Origin of the sequence: Dyella ginsengisoli LA-4 (assembly GCF_000334915.1) — a bacterium.
In the GTDB taxonomy this organism is placed as follows: Bacteria; Pseudomonadota; Gammaproteobacteria; order Xanthomonadales; family Rhodanobacteraceae; genus Dyella_A; species Dyella_A ginsengisoli_A.
On the sequence record NZ_AMSF01000025.1, the window covers coordinates 21947 to 41365 of the forward strand.

The 19419-nt window shown below is 68.6% G+C and carries 17 protein-coding genes and 1 pseudogene; 8 read left to right on the top strand and 10 right to left on the bottom strand.

What is annotated here, in order from left to right:
- Window positions 1-167 precede the first annotated feature (167 nt).
- Window positions 168-1022 (top strand): polyamine aminopropyltransferase, encoded by an 855-nt coding sequence (gene speE, locus C693_RS0107140; RefSeq protein ID WP_017461572.1) that lies wholly within the window; start codon window positions 168-170, stop codon window positions 1020-1022.
- A gap of 63 nt (window positions 1023-1085) precedes the next feature.
- Here the strand turns inward: speE and C693_RS0107145 are convergent, their stop codons facing one another.
- Window positions 1086-1250, bottom strand: a complete 165-nt coding sequence (locus C693_RS0107145) for a hypothetical protein (RefSeq protein ID WP_026107247.1) — start codon at window positions 1248-1250, stop codon at window positions 1086-1088.
- Window positions 1251-1442: 192 nt separating this feature from the next.
- On the opposite strand from C693_RS0107145, the gene C693_RS0107150 reads away from it, so the two are divergent.
- The 5 genes from C693_RS0107150 to C693_RS0107170 all read left to right on the top strand — a co-directional run bounded on the left by C693_RS0107150 (window position 1443) and on the right by C693_RS0107170 (window position 6197).
- Window positions 1443-2495 carry a hypothetical protein gene (locus C693_RS0107150; protein WP_017461574.1) on the top strand — a complete coding sequence of 351 codons (1053 nt, stop codon included), beginning with the start codon at window positions 1443-1445 and terminating at the stop codon, window positions 2493-2495.
- A gap of 90 nt (window positions 2496-2585) precedes the next feature.
- Window positions 2586-3218 carry a ParA family protein gene (locus tag C693_RS0107155; RefSeq protein ID WP_017461575.1) on the top strand — a complete coding sequence of 211 codons (633 nt, stop codon included), beginning with the start codon at window positions 2586-2588 and terminating at the stop codon, window positions 3216-3218.
- Window positions 3219-3266: 48 nt separating this feature from the next.
- On the top strand, window positions 3267-3740 hold the full coding sequence (locus C693_RS0107160; RefSeq protein WP_017461576.1) for a SixA phosphatase family protein: 474 nt from the start codon (window positions 3267-3269) through the stop codon (window positions 3738-3740).
- The gene (locus tag C693_RS0107165) at window positions 3737-4306 is read left to right on the top strand and encodes a YceI family protein (protein ID WP_017461577.1); all 570 of its coding nucleotides are present in this window, start codon (window positions 3737-3739) and stop codon (window positions 4304-4306) included. Before C693_RS0107160 ends, C693_RS0107165 begins: the two co-directional genes overlap by 4 nt.
- 22 nt (window positions 4307-4328) lie before the next feature.
- The gene (locus C693_RS0107170) at window positions 4329-6197 is read left to right on the top strand and encodes a phospholipase D-like domain-containing protein (RefSeq protein WP_017461578.1); all 1869 of its coding nucleotides are present in this window, start codon (window positions 4329-4331) and stop codon (window positions 6195-6197) included.
- 16 nt (window positions 6198-6213) lie between these two features.
- Here the strand turns inward: C693_RS0107170 and C693_RS0107175 are convergent, their stop codons facing one another.
- The gene (locus C693_RS0107175) at window positions 6214-6732 is read right to left on the bottom strand and encodes an energy transducer TonB family protein (RefSeq protein ID WP_017461579.1); all 519 of its coding nucleotides are present in this window, start codon (window positions 6730-6732) and stop codon (window positions 6214-6216) included.
- A gap of 19 nt (window positions 6733-6751) precedes the next feature.
- Window positions 6752-8035, bottom strand: coding sequence for an acetyl-CoA C-acetyltransferase (locus tag C693_RS0107180; protein ID WP_017461580.1), 1284 nt, complete (start codon window positions 8033-8035; stop codon window positions 6752-6754).
- A gap of 164 nt (window positions 8036-8199) precedes the next feature.
- Between C693_RS0107180 and C693_RS0107185 the strand changes: the two genes are divergently transcribed.
- Both C693_RS0107185 and C693_RS0107190 read left to right on the top strand, forming a co-directional pair.
- A complete protein-coding gene (locus tag C693_RS0107185) occupies window positions 8200-9330 on the top strand; it encodes a hypothetical protein (protein ID WP_017461581.1) in 1131 nt (376 codons plus the stop codon).
- A 69-nt stretch (window positions 9331-9399) separates the two neighbouring features.
- Window positions 9400-11925 carry a sensor domain-containing protein gene (locus C693_RS0107190; protein WP_017461582.1) on the top strand — a complete coding sequence of 842 codons (2526 nt, stop codon included), beginning with the start codon at window positions 9400-9402 and terminating at the stop codon, window positions 11923-11925.
- On the opposite strand, the gene C693_RS0107195 is transcribed toward C693_RS0107190, so the two are convergent.
- From C693_RS0107195 to C693_RS0107220, 7 genes and pseudogenes are all read right to left on the bottom strand, one after another.
- Complete coding sequence (locus C693_RS0107195; protein WP_017461583.1) at window positions 11922-13307, bottom strand: FAD-containing oxidoreductase; 1386 nt, start codon at window positions 13305-13307, stop codon at window positions 11922-11924. The genes C693_RS0107190 and C693_RS0107195 overlap by 4 nt on opposite strands.
- Before the next feature lie 118 nt (window positions 13308-13425).
- Window positions 13426-13887, bottom strand: a complete 462-nt coding sequence (locus C693_RS0107200) for a GNAT family N-acetyltransferase (RefSeq protein WP_017461584.1) — start codon at window positions 13885-13887, stop codon at window positions 13426-13428.
- A 15-nt stretch (window positions 13888-13902) separates the two neighbouring features.
- Complete coding sequence (ntrC, locus tag C693_RS0107205) at window positions 13903-15303, bottom strand: nitrogen regulation protein NR(I) (RefSeq protein WP_017461585.1); 1401 nt, start codon at window positions 15301-15303, stop codon at window positions 13903-13905.
- A complete protein-coding gene (locus C693_RS0107210) occupies window positions 15296-16342 on the bottom strand; it encodes a two-component system sensor histidine kinase NtrB (RefSeq protein ID WP_017461586.1) in 1047 nt (348 codons plus the stop codon). The genes ntrC and C693_RS0107210 overlap by 8 nt, the downstream gene beginning before the upstream one ends.
- Before the next feature lie 314 nt (window positions 16343-16656).
- Complete coding sequence (locus tag C693_RS23600) at window positions 16657-17943, bottom strand: hypothetical protein (RefSeq protein WP_157798569.1); 1287 nt, start codon at window positions 17941-17943, stop codon at window positions 16657-16659.
- Window positions 17944-18105: 162 nt separating this feature from the next.
- Window positions 18106-18426: pseudogene (locus C693_RS0107215) on the bottom strand (IS5/IS1182 family transposase); the annotation flags it as partial.
- A gap of 96 nt (window positions 18427-18522) precedes the next feature.
- Window positions 18523-19362, bottom strand: a complete 840-nt coding sequence (locus tag C693_RS0107220) for an energy transducer TonB (protein ID WP_017461588.1) — start codon at window positions 19360-19362, stop codon at window positions 18523-18525.
- Window positions 19363-19419 lie beyond the last annotated feature (57 nt).

The following is a 19419-nucleotide window of genomic DNA, read 5'->3' on the forward strand; positions in this document are numbered from 1 at the left end:
GGCCGGAAGGACCTTCGGCGCCCTGCACGGCCACGGCCGGGGAGCGCCAGACGCGCATTGTAGCGGGGCCGGATGACTGGTGCGTGTCCCCGGCCCAGGGGGAACTGGCTACAATACGCGGTCTTTACGCATCCCCATCCCCTTACGCGTCGCCAGGAACACCCGTCATGTCGCAGCAATCCAGCTGGTTCACCGAAGCCCACCAGGCCTCCGGCTCCTCCATCGGCTTCCGCGTGGAGAAGCAGCTGCACGCCGAGAAGACCCCGTTCCAGACCATCGAGATCCACCAGACCACCGACTGGGGCAACCTGATGGTGATCGACGGCTGCGTGATGCTGACCAGCCGCGACAACTTCCTCTACCACGAGATGATGACCCACCCGGCGTTGTTCACCCACGCCCGCGCCAAGCGCGTGGTGATCATCGGCGGCGGCGACTGCGGCACCCTGCGTGAAGTGCTCAAGCACGAGGAAGTGGAGAAGGCCACCCAGGTGGAGATCGACGAGCGCGTCACCCGCCTCGCCGAGCAGTACTTCCCGGAACTGTGCGAGTCGAACAACGACCCGCGCGCCGAGCTGCTGTTCATCGACGGCATCAAGTACATGGCCGAGGCGGAGCCGGAATCGCTGGACCTGATCATCGTCGACTCGACCGACCCGGTCGGCCCCGCCGAGGGTCTGTTCAACGCCGCGTTCTATGCCAGTTGCTACAAGGCGCTGCGCCACGGCGGCATCCTGGTGCAGCAGTCCGAGTCGCCGCTGGCGCACATCGAGCTGATCAAGTCGATGCGCGCGGCGATGCGCACGGCCGGCTTCAGCGCGGTAAAGACGCTGCCGTTCCCGCAGCCGTGCTACCCGACCGGCTGGTGGAGCTGCACCATGGTGCGCAAGGGCGGCGAGCTGTCCGGCTTCCGCGAGCGCGGCGCGGCAGCCAAGAATTTCGCCACCCGCTACTACAACGCCGAGATCCACAAGGCCGCGCTGGCGCAGCCGGAGTTCATGCGCGAGGCACTGGGCGAGTAAGCCTGCCCGGCGCGGCGGCCACCGCGCAAATCGGATGGCCGCCCCGGTATGCCCGTCGATGACTCAGAACAGCGTCTGGCGCACCTTCGGCAACAACACCAGCGCGAGTGTCGCCAGCGGTCCGAACAGCAGCGACAGGGCGAACCACAACAGGCCGCTGCGGTTCTTGCCCTGCGCGAGCCCGGCGTTGACCAGGGCAAGGGTCCCCCACCCAGCGAACCAGGGCATGGCGCCGTCGAGATGATTGAAAGTATCCACTCGCGTCTCCGGTGATCGCACGATGGCGCGCGTCATGCGCGGCAAAGACTCCGATGGTAACAACCCGGGACGGCGCGGGATGACCTCGTCGACCCGCGGATCAGCCAGGCTTAATCCGCAAGCGGTACGCTTGCCGCTTTGCATGCCAAGGGACCTGCATCCATGCGAGCACGCCAACGACTGGCCATCAGCCTGATACTGGGCCTCGCGGGCCTGCCGATGGCCACGATGGCCCGGGACAAGGCGGCGCCCCCGCCGGCCGCGACCCGCGCGCAGGCGCTGGTCGGTTTCCAGCGCGACCTGGTGAGTGTGCTGGCGCCGCGCGCCGACGCGATGCCCCTGCTCGGCGCCGCCCTGCTGGCCCGGCCGTTGCCGAACCAGCCGTCTTCGACGAACTTCCACGCCCTGATCACCCGCGCCGCCCGGGCCGACGACGCCAGCCCGGCGGCACAGTGGGCCCGCCTGACCGACTGCGACGCCGCAGCCCGGACCTGCCCGAACGCCGACGCGCTCGCCGCACTCACCGCCGAAGCCGGCGACAATGCCGCGGTCTGGCTGCTCAAGCTGGGTCAGGACAGCGCCAACGAGCGCAGCGACGACGCCCGCGAGGACCTGCGTCGTGCCGCAGGAGCCAAGCTCTACGACGACTACACCGGCACCGCGCTGCAGGCGCTGGCGACCACCGTCGGCACGCTGCCCCCGCCCCCGGCAGCGATCGATCCCGGCTCCGCGGCCGGGGCCTGGGGCGTCCAGGTGGTGATGGTGTTCGGGGTCAGCGGACTGCTGCCGGCCCCCCAGCCGGGTATGCAGGCGACCGCACGCCTGTGCGAAAACGGCAAGGATGATCCGGCGATCCGGCAGAGCTGCCTGCAGCTCGCCCATCTGCTGGAGTGGGGCTCCAGCCCGCTGGCGCGCTCGCTCGGCCTGCACCTGCGCGAGACGCTGTCGGACGACCCCGAGGCCCAGGCCGCCGCCCGCGCGGAGATGACCAACCTCGCCTGGGAGGTGCGCAACTTCGCCGCCTTGTCCGCCCGTGCCGCCGGCGACAAGGCACTGGCGCAGCACCTGCTGGCGCTCGCGCGCAACGGCGGCACCGAGATGAGCCTGATGCTGGCGGCGCTGCGCGACGAGGGCATCCCGCTCGACGCCCCGGGCGCCAGCGAGGCCGCCGCGATCTCACCCGCCGCAGCCGCCGCGTCGACCGTCACGCCCTGAGCGCGGAGCCGCCCTCCCCATCGCCCCGGGTTCCCGCCGCATCGCTCTCACAGTAGGCTTGGCCCCACTTACCCGCGCGGAGTCAGGCCGATGCTTACGGTGCTGGTGGCAAGCAGCAAGGGCGGTTGCGGCAAGAGCACGGTGGTCACGCAGCTCGCTTCGCACTGGTCCCAGGCGGGCAAACGCACGGCCATCATCGACGCCGACCGGCAGCATTCCTCGTTCCGCTGGGCGGCCCGCCGGCCCGAAGGCGTACCCGGCGTGCTCGCACTGGAAGGCGGTCGCAAGTCGCTGGGCAAGCTCCCGGGCGACACCGAGCGCACCCTGATCGATACCCCGGCGGGTGTCACCGAACGCGAGCTGGAGCCTTACCTGGAAGCGGCGGATGTGCTGCTGGTACCGGTGTTGCCCTCGAGCTTCGACATGGACGCCACCCTCGCCTTCATCGAGGAACTCGGGCAGATCCCGCGCATCAAGCGCGGCAAGCTGCCGGTGGCGCTGGTGGCCAACCGGCTCAAACCCTGGACGCACGCCAGCCAGGATGCAGTCGCCCAGCTCGGCGAGGCGACGCCCTTCCCGATCGCCGCTCAGCTGCGGGACAGCCAGGCCTACGTGCTGCTCGCGGCCCTGGGCAAGGGTATTTTCGATTACCAGTCGGAGAACGTGCGCAGTCATCAGGACGACTGGAAGGCCCTGTTGCGCTGGATCAAGCGCGCCCATTGAACCAAACCAGGCCAGGGCGCGACCCGCCCGGCCGATCCGGAGTCATGCATGCTCGAACTCATCCTGTTGCGCCACGCCGAAGCCCTGCCCGCCAGCCCGGGCGACGATGATCGCGAGCGGCGACTCAGCGGGCACGGCGAACAGGAAGCGCGCGCCGCCGGCAGCTGGCTGGCACGGCACGGCGCGCGTCCCCAGCGGGTGCTCTGCTCGCCCGCCGAGCGCACCCGCGCCACCGCGCAACTGGCGATGGAGGCACTCGATCACGCGCCCGAGCTGGCCTACGCGGAGGAAATCTACGACGCCACGCCAGGCGAGCTGCTCGCCCTGCTCGACGAACACGAGAGCGTGGCCACGGTCATGGTGGTCGGCCACAACCCGGGCATCGAGCGACTGGTCGCCCTGCTGGTGGAGGGGCGGTCGGACGAGTTCCGCGGCATGCCGCCCGCCGGCCTGGCGGTGCTGCACCTGAACGGCGCGCTCGAACCCGGCAACGCGCGACTGGACGCCTTCTGGTCACCATGAGGGCCGCGGCCTGGTTGCCGCTGCTGTTCGCGCTGCTGTTCCTGCCTGTCGCCGCACCCGCCGCAGACTACCGCATCGACAGCGCCCGCTCGCACGCGGAATTCAGCGTGCGTCTGCTGTGGGTCCGGCAGATCAGCGGGCGCTTCACCCATATCGAGGGCGATGTCACGCTCAATCCACTGCGTGACACCGCGGTGGTCGAGGCCACGGTCGACGTCCACAGCGTCGCGATGACCTCGTCGCGGCTGCGGCGCTGGGTGCTCGATCCGGAATTCTTCGACGTGCGCCTGTTTCCGACCATCCGCTTCCTCTCCGCACCACTGCCGGTACGCGCGCTCGACCAGGGCGGGCCGCTGCCGGGCTGGCTGACGCTGCGCGGGGTGACCCGGCCCGTGCAGTTCCGGCTGGAGCCGGCCAGTTGCACCCTGCGCCGGGACACGACGTGCCGGATCGAGGTCCGCGGACAGATCCGGCGCAGCGACTACGGGATGAACGCACACCGTACGGCAGTCAGCGACACGGTCGATCTGGGCCTGCTGATCACGCTGGACGCGGCCGCGCACTGACACCGCAACGTATCATCCACGGATGTCGAAACACTTCCTGCTCCTGGGCGCCGTGCTGGCGCTGGCCCTGCAGGGCTGCACCGTCTCGCGCCTGCATGTGCGGCAGGCGCAAGCCATCGTCGCCGAGACCACGCCGCCGTCTTCCGACTGCTCCGGGGCCGACCACTGCGCGCGACCGTCACCCGTGCTCGCGGCCGCCGAACAGGCGATGGCGCAGTCCACGCCCGACCATCCGCAGCACATCGTGACCCTGCTTGCCGACAGCGAGGACGCGCTGGCCGCGCGCATCAACCTGATCCAGGCGGCGAAGCACTCGATCGACGTGCAGACCTACATCTGGGACCAGGACGACGTCGGCCAGCTGGTGCTCGACCAGCTGGTGCAGGCTGCCCGGCGCGGCGTGCGCGTGCGCATCCTCGCCGACCAGTTGTTCTCGTTCGGCAACCTCGCGCTGCTGAATCGGCTGGCGCGGGTGGACAGCCACCTGAAGGTGAAGCTCTACAACCCGACCTTCCACGATGCCGAGACCGACCCGGCCGAGTTCGCCGCGGGCATCGTGTGCTGCTTCATGAAGTTCAACCAGCGCATGCACAACAAGGTGCTGCTGGTTGACGACACCGTCGGCATCACCGGCGGACGCAACTATCAGGACCGCTACTTCAACTGGGACGGCGACTTCGACTACGTCGACCGCGACGTGATGGTCGGCGGTCCTGCCGCGCGCGACATGGCGGCGAGTTTCGAGCTGTTCTGGCACCACAAGCGCTCGGTGCCGCTGACCCGGCTGCGCGACGTCAACCAGTACATCCGGCGTCATCCCGCGGCGCCCGGGTGGCCGGCGCCGACCTTCCGCCACCCGGAACGCGTGGCGCGGCTCGAGCAGGACGCACAGGATCCGCTCTGGCTGCACGCGCACCTGCTGGCACCGGCCTTCCACACCAGCCAGGTCGAGTTCTTCAGCGACCTGCCGGCCAAGACCGACGCGCCCACCCGCAGGCACGCGCTGGATTTCACCCATCACGTGATGCAACTGGTCGCCAGCGCGAAGCACGAAGTGGTGCTGCAGACGCCCTATCTGGTGATGAGCAAGCAGGCGCAGCGCATCTTCAGGACCATGCACAAGCGCCCCGACCCGCCGCGCATCCGCGTGTCGACCAATTCGCTGGCGTCCACCGATGCGTTCGCGGTCTACGCGCTGTCGTACAAGCATCGCAAGCGCTACCTGCGCGATTTCGGTTTCCAGATCCAGGAGATGAAGCCGCATGCCGAGGCCGCCGAGGAGGACTACGCCATCGCCAACGCCGACCTCCCGCCACGCCTGGCTGCCGCCACGGGCCGGCGCGAGCGCTACCCGGGCGTGGAAACGCGCGCGATGTTCGGCAGCCGCGGCAAGCGCAACCGCCCCGCGCCGCTGATCGAGCGCGGCCTGCGCTTCGGCCTGCACGCCAAGTCGATCGTGGTCGACGACAGCTTCGCGATGGTGGGCTCGCACAACTTCGATCCGCGCTCGGATCACTACAACACCGAGGCCGGCGTGATCGTGCACGACCGCCAGTTCGCCAACGCGGTGCGCGCTTCGATCCTGCGCCTCACCGGACCGGACAACGCCTGGGTGATCGCGCCGCGGCGGGTGGACGTGCCGGTGCTCTCGCAGGTCAACCAGGCGATCGGCGACATTTCCGAGAAGCTGCCGCTGTTCGATTTCTGGCCTTACCGCTATGCGACCAGCTACGACCTCAAGCCCGGCTGCACGCCGATGGCGCCGAGCGATCCGGCGTTCTTCAGCTGCTACGAGCCGGTCGGCGACTTCCCCGGGGTCGCGCTGTCGTTCAAGCTGATCTATACGCGCCTGATCACCGCCTTCGGCGCCGGGGCGAGCGGCATCCTCTAGGTCATCGGGCGCGTGCTCAGGGCGAGGCGGGCGCCGTGCCGAAGTGCATCGGCAGGTCGCCGCTGAGGCCGCCGGGATGATCCGGCGGCACGGCGAATCGCCATTGCGCCACCATCGCCCGCGCATGCGCATCCAGCACCGTATCGCCGCTGGATCGGGCCACCCTGGCATCGAGCACGCGGCCGGCACCATCCACCTGCAGGTGCAGCACCACATCGCCGGCCAGGTGTCCGGCCAGGCCGGCATAGCGGGCCGACAGCGACGGCATGCTGACCGGCACCAGTTCCGGCGGCGGCGGCGACGGCGCGGCGCCGGGACCGATCGCACGCATGCTGGCGACGCGCCGGGGCGTGCGGCGTTCGCGGTCGGCACGATAACGGGTGGCCGGTGGCGCAGTGTGCTCGGCGATGACCGGATGGTGCGGGCCGACCCAGCCGGCGGTTCGCCCGGACAACCATTGCGTGCCGAGCACGCCCACCAGCAGCGCCAGCAGGCTGAGCAGCGAGGTCACGCGCAGGCGCGGGGTGATTCTCACCGCAAACCCGCCCGGAAAGTCAGCGCTCGAGGATCGCCGTCACGCCCATGCCACCGGCGGTGCAGATCGAAATCAGGCCGCGGCCCGACCCCTTCTGTTCCAGCAACTTTGCCAGCGTGGCGATGATGCGCGCGCCAGTGGCGGCGAACGGGTGACCGGTGGCCAGGCTGGAGCCGTGCACGTTGAGTTTCGCCGGATCGATGCTGCCGAGCGGCGCATCGAGACCGAGGCGCTGCTTGCAGTAATCGGCGCTCTCCCACGCGCGCAGCGTGCACAGCACCTGCGCGGCGAACGCCTCGTGGATCTCGTAGTAGTCGAAGTCCTGCAGCGTGAGTCCATGACGCGCCAGCATCCGCGGCACGGCGATCGTCGGCGCCATCAGCAGGCCCTCGCCACGGACGAAATCCACCGCCGCCACTTCGGCGTCGCGCAGCCACGCCTGCACGGTCAGCCCATGCTCGCTGGCCCATGCCTCGGTACCCAGCAGCACCGCCGCGGCGCCGTCGGACAGGCCGGTGGAGTTGCCGGCGGTGAGCGTGCCGTGGCCGGAGCTCTTGTCGAACGCCGGCTTCAGCGCGGCGAGCTTCTCCAGCGTGGAATCCGGACGCAGGAAGCCGTCGCGCTTGAGGCCACGGAACGGCACGATCAGGTCGTCGAAGAAGCCCGCGTCGTAGGCGGCGGCGAGCTTGCGGTGGCTTTCCAGCGCCAGCTCGTCCTGTGCCTGGCGCGCGATGTGCCACTCGCGTGCCATCCTCTCGCAGTGATCACCCATCGACATGCCGGTGCGCGGTTCGGCCACGCCCGGAAACGCCGGCTTGAGCTCGCCGAAGGAGAAGCCGCGGAACGCCGTCTTCAGCTTGTCCAGCGGGGTCCTGGCGCGGTTCACCGCCAGCAGCCGCTTGCGCAGGCGCTCGCCATAGACGATCGGCACGTCGCTGGTGGTGTCCGAACCGGCAGCGATGCCCGCCTCGATCTGCCCGGCGGCGATCTTGTTGGCGACGATGATCGCGTTGTCCAGCGAAGTGCCGCAGGCGCGCGCGGTGGTGATCGCCGGCGTGGTCGGCGCCAGACCGGAGGACAGCACCGCTTCGCGCGCCAGGTTCCACTCCGAGGACAGCCGGATCACCGAACCCAGCGCCACTTCGCCCAATTCCAGGCCATGCAGTCCGAAGCGCTCGACCAGGGCTCCCAGCACCTTCACCGACATGCCGAAATTGCCGACCTCGGCGTACGCCGTGTTGTTGCGGCAGAAGGGAATCCGCACGCCACCGATCACGCCGACGCGCCGCTGCGAGTTGTCCATGGTCTGAGAAACATCCGGCCGGGTATTGAGACTCCAAGGCTAACCCGCACCGGCTCCCCGGGAAAGCCCGCCGCGACGCCATCCGTGCGGCCCGGTTCAGCGCCGGCGCGGGCTGCCGGACCCCGCTGGTAGAATGATGGGTCTTTGCCGCCCGGAAGAATCCCTTGGAAAGCACGCCCCTCGAGGCCCTGCCGGTGGTCCTCGCGATCGAGACCGGCGCCCCGCTCCCGCGCGCCACGCTCACCCGCGACGAAGCCGCCGAGCTGGCCGCCCATGTCGCTGCCGACCTGCAGTCGCTGGTGCCGGCCGCCACCGACGCGCGGCTGGCGCTGGCCGGTGCGTTGTTCGACCCGGTGGAGCTGCTGCGTCCCGGCTTTCCGGTATGGGCCACGCTGGATGAGCTGGCCCGGCGCGTACCGCGCGGACACCTCGAGAACGTGGTCGCCTTCGGCACCCACGAGGGCCGCATGCCGGCGCAGCCGCTGGAGCCGGAGGCCATCTATGCGGACGGTCCGATGCGGCTGCTGCCGATCACCCTGCTCGCGCCCGAGACCCTCGCCGCCACGCTGGGCGAGCAGTTGGAAGTGGAGCTGGTCGGCCGCGGCGAAGCCGGGCAGCGCACCGCGGACTGGCTGATCCGCACGCTGGGCGTGCCGCTGGAGCACGTGCGCTACCTCAGCCGCAACGACCTGCTGGCGCTGACCTGCGTGCAGTACGAGCACGTCAACCTGGCGCCGCTGTGGACCCTGCTGGAAGCCGCGTTGCTCACGCCCTACCGCGAAGAGGCCACGCTCAGCGCGCGCGGCGTGCCCCTGCGCTACGCCGACGGCGGCGTACTGGTGCAGTCACCCGCGCAATGGCTGGCCTCGAACCGCGAAGAGGACCGTGCCCACGCATTTGCCGGCGCGATCTTCGAACTGCGGCAGTACGCCGCCCTGCTCGAGGCACACCACGTGCCGATGCGCCTGGCGCCGGTCGACGGTGTCCAGGCCGAGGCCCGGGACGGCTATCTGCTGGAGACCCTGGCAGCGGCCGACCCGGGCTACGATGCGCCGCGCCTGGTCGCCCACGAGGCGGCCGGTCTCGGCGTGGTCGCGGTCACCGCGGCACAGCGTGGCGAAGGCGGGCTCGCCCGCGTGCTCGCCCATGGCTACCCGCTGCAGCCGCAGGCACTGGGGCCGCTGGTGACGACGCTGGCCGAGCGCTTCGGTCTGGCTCCGGACCTGCACGCGCTCGGCCGCATCCACCTGGATGGCGCCGGCCGGCTGGGTGCACCGGACACGCCGCTGCACTGACACCGTGCATCCGGACGCCGGGCAGCGCATCATGCGCAGGCCTGCCACAGGCGTCGGGGAAGCTTCGGGGTGACAGCCAACCGCCACGATCCATCGGCCGCCGGTCACGACGACCGGTCGGGGAATGCTGTCTCCGCGCGCGGGGACGCCGAGCGCCTGCTGTCGCGGCTGCCGGGGCTGGTCGCCTGGCTCGATCGCGATCTGTGCGTGGGTTACCTCAACGACAAGTACCGCGCCTGGACCGGCAGCGATCCGGCCGCGGTGCTCGGGCAGCCGATCGGGGCATGGCTCGGCGCTGCCGGCGGCGAAGCGATCCGCCCGGCCCTGGAAGCGGCATTGCAGGGCGAGGCGGTCGACTTCGACGGCCATCTGTTCGACGACCCGGCCCGTCGCTACGTGCATGCCAGTCTGCGACCGGACCGAGACGCCGACGGCACGGTGCACGGCGTGATCGCGCTGCTCACCGACACCACCGACCGCCATGCGCTGGAACAGCGCCTGCGCGAGAGCGAGCAGCGCTTCTTCGGCGCGTTCCAGCATGCGGCCATCGGCATGGCGCTGGTGCATCCGGACGGGCGATTCCTGCGCGTGAACACCGCGGTCTGCCAGATGTTCCAGTACACCGAGGAAGAGTTCCTGCAGCTGGACATCGCCTCGGTCACCCATCCCGACGACATGTCCGACGACGACGAGCTGCGCGACGAGCTGCTCGCCGGCAAGCGCGACTCGTACCAGATGGAGAAGCGCAACATCCGCAAGGACGGCCAGGTGGTCTACCTGCAACTCAGCGTGTCGGTGGTGCGCGACGCCGCCGGCGAGCCGCTGTATTTCGTCTCGCAGGCGCAGGACATCAGCGCACGCAAACGCTTCGAGGACGAGCTGTTTCGCGAGCGGGAGCTGGCCGAGGTCACGCTGAGCTCGATCGGCGACGGCGTGATCACCACCGATCTGCAGCTGCGCATCACCTCGCTCAACCCGATCGCCGCGGCGATGACCGGCTGGCCCCGCACCCAGGCGCTGGGGCAACGGCTGGAGGACGTCTTCCAGCTGCAGGGCGATGCCGAAGGCGAGACCGTGGCCAATCCCCTGCGCGAGGCGCTGGCGCGCAACGCCATCGTCGATCTCGCCGGCAAGGCGGTGCTGCGCCACCGCAACGGCTTCGTCACGCCGGTGGAGGATTCGGCCGCACCGATCCACGACCACGCCGGCAACGTGATCGGCGGCGTGCTGGTGTTCCACGACATCAGCGAGACGCGCTCGCTGGCGCTGAAGATGATGCACCTGAGCCAGCACGATCCGCTCACCGGCCTGCCGAACCGGCAGCTGCTGCATGCGCGCATCGAGCAGGCGATCGCCAATGCGGAGCGGCGACGCCAGCGCGGCGCCGTGCTGCACCTGGACGTGGACCAGTTCAAGCGGATCAACGAGACCTGGGGGCATGACGCCGGCGACCGCGTGCTGCAGGCACTGGCCGGCCGCCTGCGCGCGCTGCTCGGCAACGACGACGTGCTGAGCCGGCTCAGTGGCGACGAGTTCGTGGTGCTGCTGCCGCAGATCGAGGCCCCCGCCGATGCGGCGAGCATGGCCGAGCGCCTGCTCGAGGCATGCGGCGAACTGCGGGCGGAGGGGCTGGCCACGCTGGAGCTGCGCGCCAGCATCGGCGTCACCCTGTTCCCCGACGATGGCAGCGATGCCGAACTGCTGCTGCACAACGCCGACAGCGCGATGTACGAAACCAAGGTCGGCGGGCGCCACGGTTACCGGTTCTACACGCCGTCGATGCGCGAGCGCGACAGCGCGCGCCGGCGCATCGAGGATGGCCTGCACACCGCCCTCGCGCGCGACCAGCTGCGCCTGCTGTACCAGCCCAAGGTCGACGCCGTGGACGGCCGCATCGTCGGCGCCGAGGCGCTGCTGCGCTGGTCCAAGGAGGACGGCGGCTGGTGGCTGCCGGACGAGTTCATCCCGATCGCCGAGGACAGCGGACTGATCGTTCCGATCGGCGCCTGGGTGCTGCGCCAGGCGTGCCGGCAGGCCAGGGCCTGGCAACGCGAAGGCCACGGCATCCCGGTCTCGGTCAACGTGTCGCCGGTGCAGCTCGACGATCCGGGGTTCCTCGGTCATCTCGATGCCGCGCTGGTGGAGTCCGGTCTCGATCCGCACCTGCTCGAGCTGGAGCTGACCGAGCGCGTGGTGGTTTCCGGCAGCCGGGCCACCGGCGCCCTGCTGCGGGCGATCCGCCGCCTGGGCGTACGCATTTCGCTGGACGATTTCGGCACCGGTTACTGCAGCCTGTCCTACCTCAAGCACTTCCCGGTGGACGTGCTGAAGATCGACCGCGCCTTCGTGCACGACATCATCCAGGACAGCGAGACGGCGGCGATCACCACCGGCATCATCGCGATGGCGCGCAGCCTGCACAAAGACGTGGTCGCCGAGGGCGTGGAGACGCTGGCGCAGAGCGAGTTCCTGCGCGACGCGGGCTGCCCGGTGCTGCAGGGCTACCTCTACGGCGCCCCGATGGATGCCGCCCTGCTGGAGGCGCGGCTGCGCGAGCAGGCCCCCGGTCCGGGCGCGCCAAGCGACGACCGTTAGTCGTCCCCGGCCGGCTGCAGGCCGAGCACCACGGTCGGCCAGAGTTCCGACACGGTGGGATGGATCGGCACCGCCCAGCGCAGCGCGTCCAGCGGCTGGTCGGCGCTCATCAGGTCGAGCACGCCGTGGATCGCCTCGTCGCCGCTCACGCCGAGGATCGCCGCGCCGAGCACATGCTTTGTCTCGGCATCGGCCACCAGCTTCATGAAGCCCTGGGTCTGGCTGCGCTCCACGGCCCGGCCGACCCGCGTCATCGGCCGCTTCGACACCAGCAGCGGTCGGCCGCTGGCGCGCGCCTGCGCCTCGGTCATTCCGACCCGGCCCAGCGGCGGGTCGATGTACAGCGCATAGCCCGGCACCCGCTGCGCCAGCGTGCGGTGCTCGCCGTCGAGCAGGTTGGCGGCGAGGATCTCGAAGTCGTTGTAGGCGGTGTGGGTGAACGCGCCGCGGCCGTTGCAGTCGCCCATCGCCCAGATCCCCGGCACGTTGGTGGCGAGGGTGTCGTCGACGGTGATGTAGCCGCGCGCGTCGGTGGCCACGCCGGCGCGGTCCAGGCCGAGGTCGTCGGTGTTCGGCCGGCGTCCCATCGCCAGCAGCACGTGGCTGGCCACCACCTCGGGCGCGCCCTCGCGGCAATCCACCTTCACCGCCACGCCGTCGGCATGCGGCGCGAAGGCGATGCACTCGGAGCCGGTGCGCACGGCGATGCCTTCCGCTTCCAGGATCTCGCGGATCGCCGCGGAGACATCCTCGTCTTCGCGGGCGATCAGCCGGTCCTGCCGCTCGATCACCGTTACCTGCGCGCCGAAGCGGCGGAACATCTGCGCGAACTCCAGCCCGATGTAGCTGCCGCCGACCACGGCCAGATGCCGCGGCAGCGTGTCCAGCTGCAGGATCGAGGTGTTGGTGAGGAAGTCGATGTCCTGCACGCCCGGCAGCTCCGGCACCGCCGCGCGTCCGCCGACGTTGAGGAAGATGCGCGGCGCGCGGATCGCCTGCCCGTCCACCTCCAGCGTGTCGGCAGCGACGAAGCGGGCGTGCCCGCGCAACAGGGTCAACCCGTCCATGCCGTCGAGCCAGCGCTGCAGGTTGCCGCGTGCGTCGAGGGTCACCTTGCGGGCGCGCGCCATCACCTTGGGGAAATCGATCCCCACCGGGCCTTCCAGCACCACGCCATAGTCGGCGCTGCGCCGCGCCAGGTGCGCCACCTCGGCACTGGCCACCAGCGCCTTGGTCGGCATGCAGCCGGTGTTGACGCAGGTGCCGCCGAGCCAGTGCCGCTCGACCAGCGCCACACGCATGCCGGCGGCGGTGAGCCGGCCGGCGAGCGACGGCCCGGCCTGCCCGGCCCCGACCACGATGGCGTCATAGGCGGTGCTCATCGCCGCACCGCCGGGACCGCGGGCGGAAAGAGAGAAGGAACAGCCATGGTCGGAGGCCTCGCGCGGACGGGATCGAGCGCCCCATTCTCCGGCCTGGCCGTTTCCCCCGGGTGAAGGCTCAGCCGGCGGCGGCGAGCGCCTGCTCGTACATGAAGTAGTGGCAGCGCTCCATGCCCAGGCCTGCGTAGGTGGCCTGGGCCCGCTCGTTCTCGGTTTCCACGTACAGCCGCAGGCCCACCGCCCCGGCCGCGCGGGCGCGACGCGCCACGTCGGCATACAGCGCGCGGAACACGCCGCTGCGGCGCGCGGACTCCGCCACGTACACGCTCTGGATCCACCAGAAATCGCCGCAGCGCCAGTCGCTCCACTCGTAGGTCACCATCAGGCAGCCGGCCGGTTTGCCGCCCAGTTCAGCGACGAGGTAGAAGCCGCGGCGCGGTTCGTCGAACACCGCGGCCATGCCGCGCGTGAGCACGTCCGGGTCGAGCCGCTTGTGCTCGGTCTCCCACGCCATCGCGGCGTTCCATGCGATGAGGTTCGGCAGGTCTTCGCGTCGGGCGTCGCGGACGGTCACGGTCATGCGGGTGTCTCCGGATCAGGTCTTGTTCGGCCGCCGCGTGCGCGAGGCGCCGAGCTTGCGGGTGAGCGTATTGCGACCGACGCCGAGCGCGGCGGCGGCGTGCTGGCGGTGGTTGTCGTGGGCGCGCAGCGCGGCCTGCATCAGGGTGTGGTCCAGCGCCTCGCGGGCGCGGGCGTGGATGTCCGCCTCGCCCCGCGCCAGCGCCTGTTCGGCCCAGTCGCGCAGCGCATGGGTCCAGTCGTCGCCACCGGCGCCGGGGGCCGCGGTGCCCAGATCACCGGGCAGGATCTCCGCGCCCGGCGCGATCACCGCGAGGCGTCGGCACAGGTTCTCCAGCTCGCGCACGTTGCCGGGAAAATCGCGCTGGGCAATCGCCTTCAATGCGGCCTTGCCGAAACGCTTGGGCGGCAGCTTCAGCTCCACCGCCGCGGCGGCGAGGAAATGCTCGGCCAGTTTCGGGATGTCGCTGCGGCGCTGGCGCAGCGGCGGCAGCTCGATGCGCACCACGTCCAGGCGATGCAGCAGGTCGGCGCGGAACTGCCCGCTGGCCACGCGTGCGGCCAGATCCTGATGCGTGGCGGCGACGATGCGCACGTCGCCGCGCATCAGCTCGCGCCCACCCACGCGGTAGAACTCGCCGCCGGCCAGCACGCGCAGCAGGCGCGTCTGCAAGGCCAGCGGCATGTCGCCGATCTCGTCGAGGAACAACGTGCCGCCCTCGGCCTGCTCGAAGCGGCCGGCGTGGCGGCGGGTGGCGCCGGTGAACGCGCCGGCCTCGTGGCCGAACAGCTCGCTCTCCAAAAGCTCGGATGGAATCGCCGCCGTGTTGAGCGCCACGAACGGCTTGTCGCGCCGCGCGCTCTCCTCGTGCAGCGCGCGCGCCACCAGCTCCTTGCCGGTGCCGGTCTCGCCGGTGATCAGCACGCTCAGGTCGCTGGCGGCGACGCGGCCGATCAGCCGGAACACCTCGCGCATCGCGCTGCTCTCGCCGAGCAGGGTGTGGCGCGGCGTCTCCAGCTTCGCCGGCGCCGGCGGCGGGGCGACGTCGGCCAGCGCGCGTTCCACCGCGGCCACCGCCTGGTCCAGGTCGAACGGCTTGGCCAGGTAGTCGGCCGCGCCCTGCCGGTAGGCGGCGGCGGCGGTGGCCACGTCGGTGTAGGCGCTCATCACGATCACCGGACCCACGCCCTGTGCCTTCAGCTCGCCGAGCAGGGCCAGCCCGTCCTCGCCGGGCATGCGCACGTCGGTGAGCAGCAGCGCGGGGCGGGCGGTCTTGAGCGCGTCGCGCACGCTGGCCACGTCGCCGAACTCGCGCACGGCGTGGCCGGCGTCGCGCAGCGCCTCGGCCAGCACGAAGCGCACGCCGCGGTCGTCGTCGACCACCCAGACGTCGCGGGAGGCGGGGGCATCAGTCATCGGTCACATCCGTCGGGGTGTCGGTCGAAGTCCGCTGTGGCGGCGGCAGCGGCAGGTAGAGCGAGAACACGGTTTCGCCGGGCCGGCCCTGCCAGCGCAGTTCGCCGCCGTGCTCGTGGGCGATCTCGCGCGACAGCGCCAGGCCGAGGCCGGTGCCGTCCGGCCGCCCGGACACCAGCGGCTGGAACAGCGTGTCGCGCAGCGCGGGCGGCACCCCGGCGCCGTCGTCGATCACGTCCACCCGCAGCGCGCTGCGCAGCATCCGCTCGCCCAGCCGCACGCCGTGTTCGGCCCGCGTGCGCAGAGTGAGCGTCTGCGCGCCGGCCTCGCGCGCATTCCGCGCCAGGTTCAGCAGCACCTGCAGCAGGCGGTCGGCATCGGCGGGGAAGTCCGGCAGGCTGGGGTCGTAGTCGTGGCGCAGCGTGAGCGGCGCAGGCTCGGCTTCCAGAAGATCTTCCAGCCGCTCCAGCAGGTGATGGATGTTCACGCTCGCCAGCCGCGGTGCACCGTCGTGATGCAGCAGGCGGTTGGCCAGCGCGCCGAGCCGGTCGGCCTCAGCGATCACCATGCCGGCGAGCGCCTTCAGGTCGTCGTCGTCCAGCCGCCGCTGCAGCAGCTGCGCCGCGCCGCGCAGGCCGGCCAGCGGATTCTTCACCTCGTGCGCGAAGCCGCGCAGCGTCGCCGACAGCGGCGAGGCCGCCGCGGCCGGCTCGGCCAGCACGTGCACTTCCAGCAGCAGTTGCCCGTCGAACGGCTGCAGGCTCAGGTCCGCCTGCCACTCGGTGCCGCGCTGGGTGGTCAGCGCCACGCCACGCAACTGCAGCGCCCGCTCCTCGGCCAGCGCCCGCCGCGCCTGCGCCAGCACCGCCTCATCGTCGGCGAACATCAGCGCCGCCGGCTGCCCGACCAAGCTGCGCGTCCCCAGCGCCAGCCGCTCGGCCAGCGCCGGATTCAGCCACGTCACGCGCAGCTCCGCGTCGACCAGGGCCAGCCCGGTCGCCATCTGCTCCGCCAGCGGGCGCCAGGATGCGTTGTTCATTGCACCATCATGGGGGAATGCATTGATTTGGTGCAATATGAGGCGCTTCGGTTAGGCCACCAGGCGCTCATCGTGCGGAGGTCAGACTTGCAAGCGAGAAAAGGGGATGTGGCCAACTAAGCCAAATCGGACTTCACCTGCAAGGCGACCCCAAAATTAATTTGCTACGCCCCCTTTATTCGTCCCCTTTTGGCCCGCTGCGAGGCGCGAGGCGCGGAGGCTTCTCAGCAGCCTGCTAGGCTCCCGATCGTGCCGTCTCGCCGTGGATGCAAAGCGCAAAAGTGTTTCGCCATCCCGCGGATATGGAGTCACGGTTATCGCTCACCACACAATATGCCGTCGTCGTAATCGAAAAACCATTTAGTGAAAAAGCTATAAGGTAGAACCACGTCAATACCAACCGGATTAGGACGAACAATAGCATTCACCAAAAAAGCCCGATCACCTAAAGTCAACGGTAAAGAAACCGTTTTGTCGCTTGACTTGCCAGGCTCAATGACTCCCTGCAAAAGCAATCTTTTGTAAGCCGATGGGCTAATCAAAACGCCGATACTGTTGCCCAAATCCGGCATCACACTCACCATCTCTCCTCGCACGCTTCCAGGTAACGACACATTACCTTCAACCAAGATAGGAGAAAATCTAAATCCGAGCCTGATACAAGTACCTCCACTCATACCAACCTCACCCTTAGTGAGTCCCGAACCGATACCAACAACGTCATTCTCATAATCAATGAATAGGCGTCTCACCCTATAAAAGAAATCGAAGCCTAAGACATTAACTGATGAATATTCATGGCACGAGCTACTACTACGCCACAACTCCATTCCAGGCACACGAAGGGCACCCAAATCGAATCCAGCGATCTTACCTCGCTCCAGATAGGCGGTACATTGATCCAAGGTGCCAACGTTAATTCTCCATCCAAAACTCGAAAATCCTAGCACGTTGGCCGAACTCGTACTTATAAAGCTCGGCGCCCCCGAATCAAGGAGAAAATGAACCTTCTTTGAACCCTTTTCGGCGACAATGGCTGGCAGTCTGACTTGCGACTTATCATCCGATCCGACAGGGAGCATGACCGGATGCATTTTTAGGTAAACAACAGGGGGCAATGATGGAGCGTACTCAATTGGCTCAAGTTTTTTGTTTTTGAACAAAGCAACTGATGCAGCGTTGCCTGAGAGATATGCGTCAAGCTGATCAAATATTGGCTGATCGGCGCCTTTTGATACCCCTGCCTGACCCGCCCAATGAAGCCCTATGTCTGGCCGACCGGCGGCATCTGCAAATGCAGAAGCCACTGCAGAACAGAGTCTTGCCAAAGCAACATCACGTTTTATGAGCGCCTCACCATGGCATTGCGATGCGTAACCCATCGCCAGAATCGGATCGAACTTCTGCATTGCCTTGACAGCGCGCCAAAGATTTTCATTTAGCTTCTTCGTATGCTGATATCGCGCGGCAAGCTTGGGAGTAGCCCACGTAAGCTCGTGTACCGCATTAACCAAGCGGCTGCCATCAATTTGATGAGCAAATAATGTGTTGCAAAAAAGTAAGAGTATTGCAAAAGTCCGAACTATTCTCCTAGAATTCATAATATCTACGCTAGATAGCACCTAAGGATGATTAAAATAAACCCCGGCACGTGGTGACGAGGCGTTTCGGGATCGAAGGCACGCTCCACGCGCCATCGAATGTACGACATAGTTGCTTCGCACGGCGGCACCAAGGCGCGGCAGCGTGCCGTGCAGGCGCATTTATCCTGCCGTAGCCAGCAGATACCGACGCGCCATCCACAGGTTGACCAACGCAAACAGCCTCGTGACCTGCGCTCCGTTCTTCGCCAGTTCCCGGTAGCGGGCCTTCACATGACCGAACTGACGTTTCACCAATCGGGACGGGGGCTCCTCGATCGCGCGGGTCGACGCCTTGGCATATTCCAGCTCTTCCATGATGGCGCGCAGTTTCGTGTCCTCGATGGATTTGATCGTGCTTCGCTTGGCGGCGATCCACCAGCGACGCCCGCGCTTGGGCGGTACCGGCTTCTCGGCACCGACGTAGCCGGCGTCGCCGAACACCGCGAAAACAGGGGTCAGGTTCGCCTTTAGCAGCTAGATAAAGCGTCCCGACCCGGGTTTTCTCAAGCGCCAGCTGCGTATGGCTGCAGTGGCAGATCAACCGTGATCAAAAGAGGACCGCAGCACCGGCCCCGCGCCTTCGGTATAGCTGCCATCGTCAGCGAGCGCATCGGCCGTGGCCATGCTGGGTTTGTCGACCCACGGCGCTGGCGTGTACGGACCGGGCACATAGGTTCGCCATACGCGGTCGACCCTGGGAGCGCCCGACTCGTTGAGGGTGTAGACGATCGGCACGTGCACGGTCCAGCTGTCCTGGCTGGCGAGCCGACCGGTAGTCGGCACCCGGTAGGTCCAGCGGCGGGCGGCATCGAGTGAGGCCTGTGCCATCAGCTTGCGATATTTCCGCAGCACGCCGTCCGGCCCGGTGTTTTCCAGGTTGACCTGCTCGGCCACGGCGTCGGTGACGTGGCCCTCGCGATCGATGTGCAGCGCCAGGTAGACCGATCCCTGCACGCGGGCCTTGATGGCGGCCATCGGATAGTGGGGAGCAATCGTCTTCTGGTTTGCGCTGTACAGGTTGTCGGGCGTGTCCTCGTTACTGCCGCCGAACGTGGCGCCCTTGATGCGCGCGGTGAAGTTGCCGTCCGCGTTTTTGGTGAGGATCACCCGCACGTGCATGCTCGCCTTGGCGAGGACGGGCTGGCCATCGCGCAGTACCGGATCGAAGTGCCACGTCAGTGCCACCTTGCGCACCAGATCGGCGATGGGTTGGCCGTACTTCTCCGGGTGCTCCACGGTGGCGAGCTGCACTGAACCGTCCTTGGCCAGCACGATGGTGCCGTCGACCACGGCGGAGGATTCCAGATTCTTGGTGGGACCTGCATAGGCGGCTGCCGCGGTGAGGGCGAGCAGCGCTGCGAACATGATCTTCTTCATCGGCGCCTTCCTTGGTGGATGGTGTGTTCGTGCGGGTGAGGCGGTCGCCTGCCCGGG

What these genes read in the sequence shown, in the direction of transcription:
- C693_RS0107150 (WP_017461574.1), top strand. Translation starts at nt 1,443, where the DNA reads ATGCGAGCACGCCAACGACTGGCCATCAGCCTGATACTGGGCCTCGCG.
- C693_RS0107220 (WP_017461588.1), bottom strand. Translation starts at nt 19,362, where the DNA reads ATGAAGAAGATCATGTTCGCAGCGCTGCTCGCCCTCACCGCGGCAGCC.
- C693_RS23600 (WP_157798569.1), bottom strand. Translation starts at nt 17,943, where the DNA reads ATGAATTCTAGGAGAATAGTTCGGACTTTTGCAATACTCTTACTTTTT.
- C693_RS0107160 (WP_017461576.1), top strand. Translation starts at nt 3,267, where the DNA reads ATGCTCGAACTCATCCTGTTGCGCCACGCCGAAGCCCTGCCCGCCAGC.
- C693_RS0107145 (WP_026107247.1), bottom strand. Translation starts at nt 1,250, where the DNA reads ATGCCCTGGTTCGCTGGGTGGGGGACCCTTGCCCTGGTCAACGCCGGG.
- speE (WP_017461572.1), top strand. Translation starts at nt 168, where the DNA reads ATGTCGCAGCAATCCAGCTGGTTCACCGAAGCCCACCAGGCCTCCGGC.
- C693_RS0107155 (WP_017461575.1), top strand. Translation starts at nt 2,586, where the DNA reads ATGCTTACGGTGCTGGTGGCAAGCAGCAAGGGCGGTTGCGGCAAGAGC.
- C693_RS0107210 (WP_017461586.1), bottom strand. Translation starts at nt 16,342, where the DNA reads ATGAACAACGCATCCTGGCGCCCGCTGGCGGAGCAGATGGCGACCGGG.
- C693_RS0107195 (WP_017461583.1), bottom strand. Translation starts at nt 13,307, where the DNA reads ATGAGCACCGCCTATGACGCCATCGTGGTCGGGGCCGGGCAGGCCGGG.
- ntrC (WP_017461585.1), bottom strand. Translation starts at nt 15,303, where the DNA reads ATGACTGATGCCCCCGCCTCCCGCGACGTCTGGGTGGTCGACGACGAC.
- C693_RS0107165 (WP_017461577.1), top strand. Translation starts at nt 3,737, where the DNA reads ATGAGGGCCGCGGCCTGGTTGCCGCTGCTGTTCGCGCTGCTGTTCCTG.
- C693_RS0107180 (WP_017461580.1), bottom strand. Translation starts at nt 8,035, where the DNA reads ATGGACAACTCGCAGCGGCGCGTCGGCGTGATCGGTGGCGTGCGGATT.
- C693_RS0107170 (WP_017461578.1), top strand. Translation starts at nt 4,329, where the DNA reads ATGTCGAAACACTTCCTGCTCCTGGGCGCCGTGCTGGCGCTGGCCCTG.
- C693_RS0107200 (WP_017461584.1), bottom strand. Translation starts at nt 13,887, where the DNA reads ATGACCGTGACCGTCCGCGACGCCCGACGCGAAGACCTGCCGAACCTC.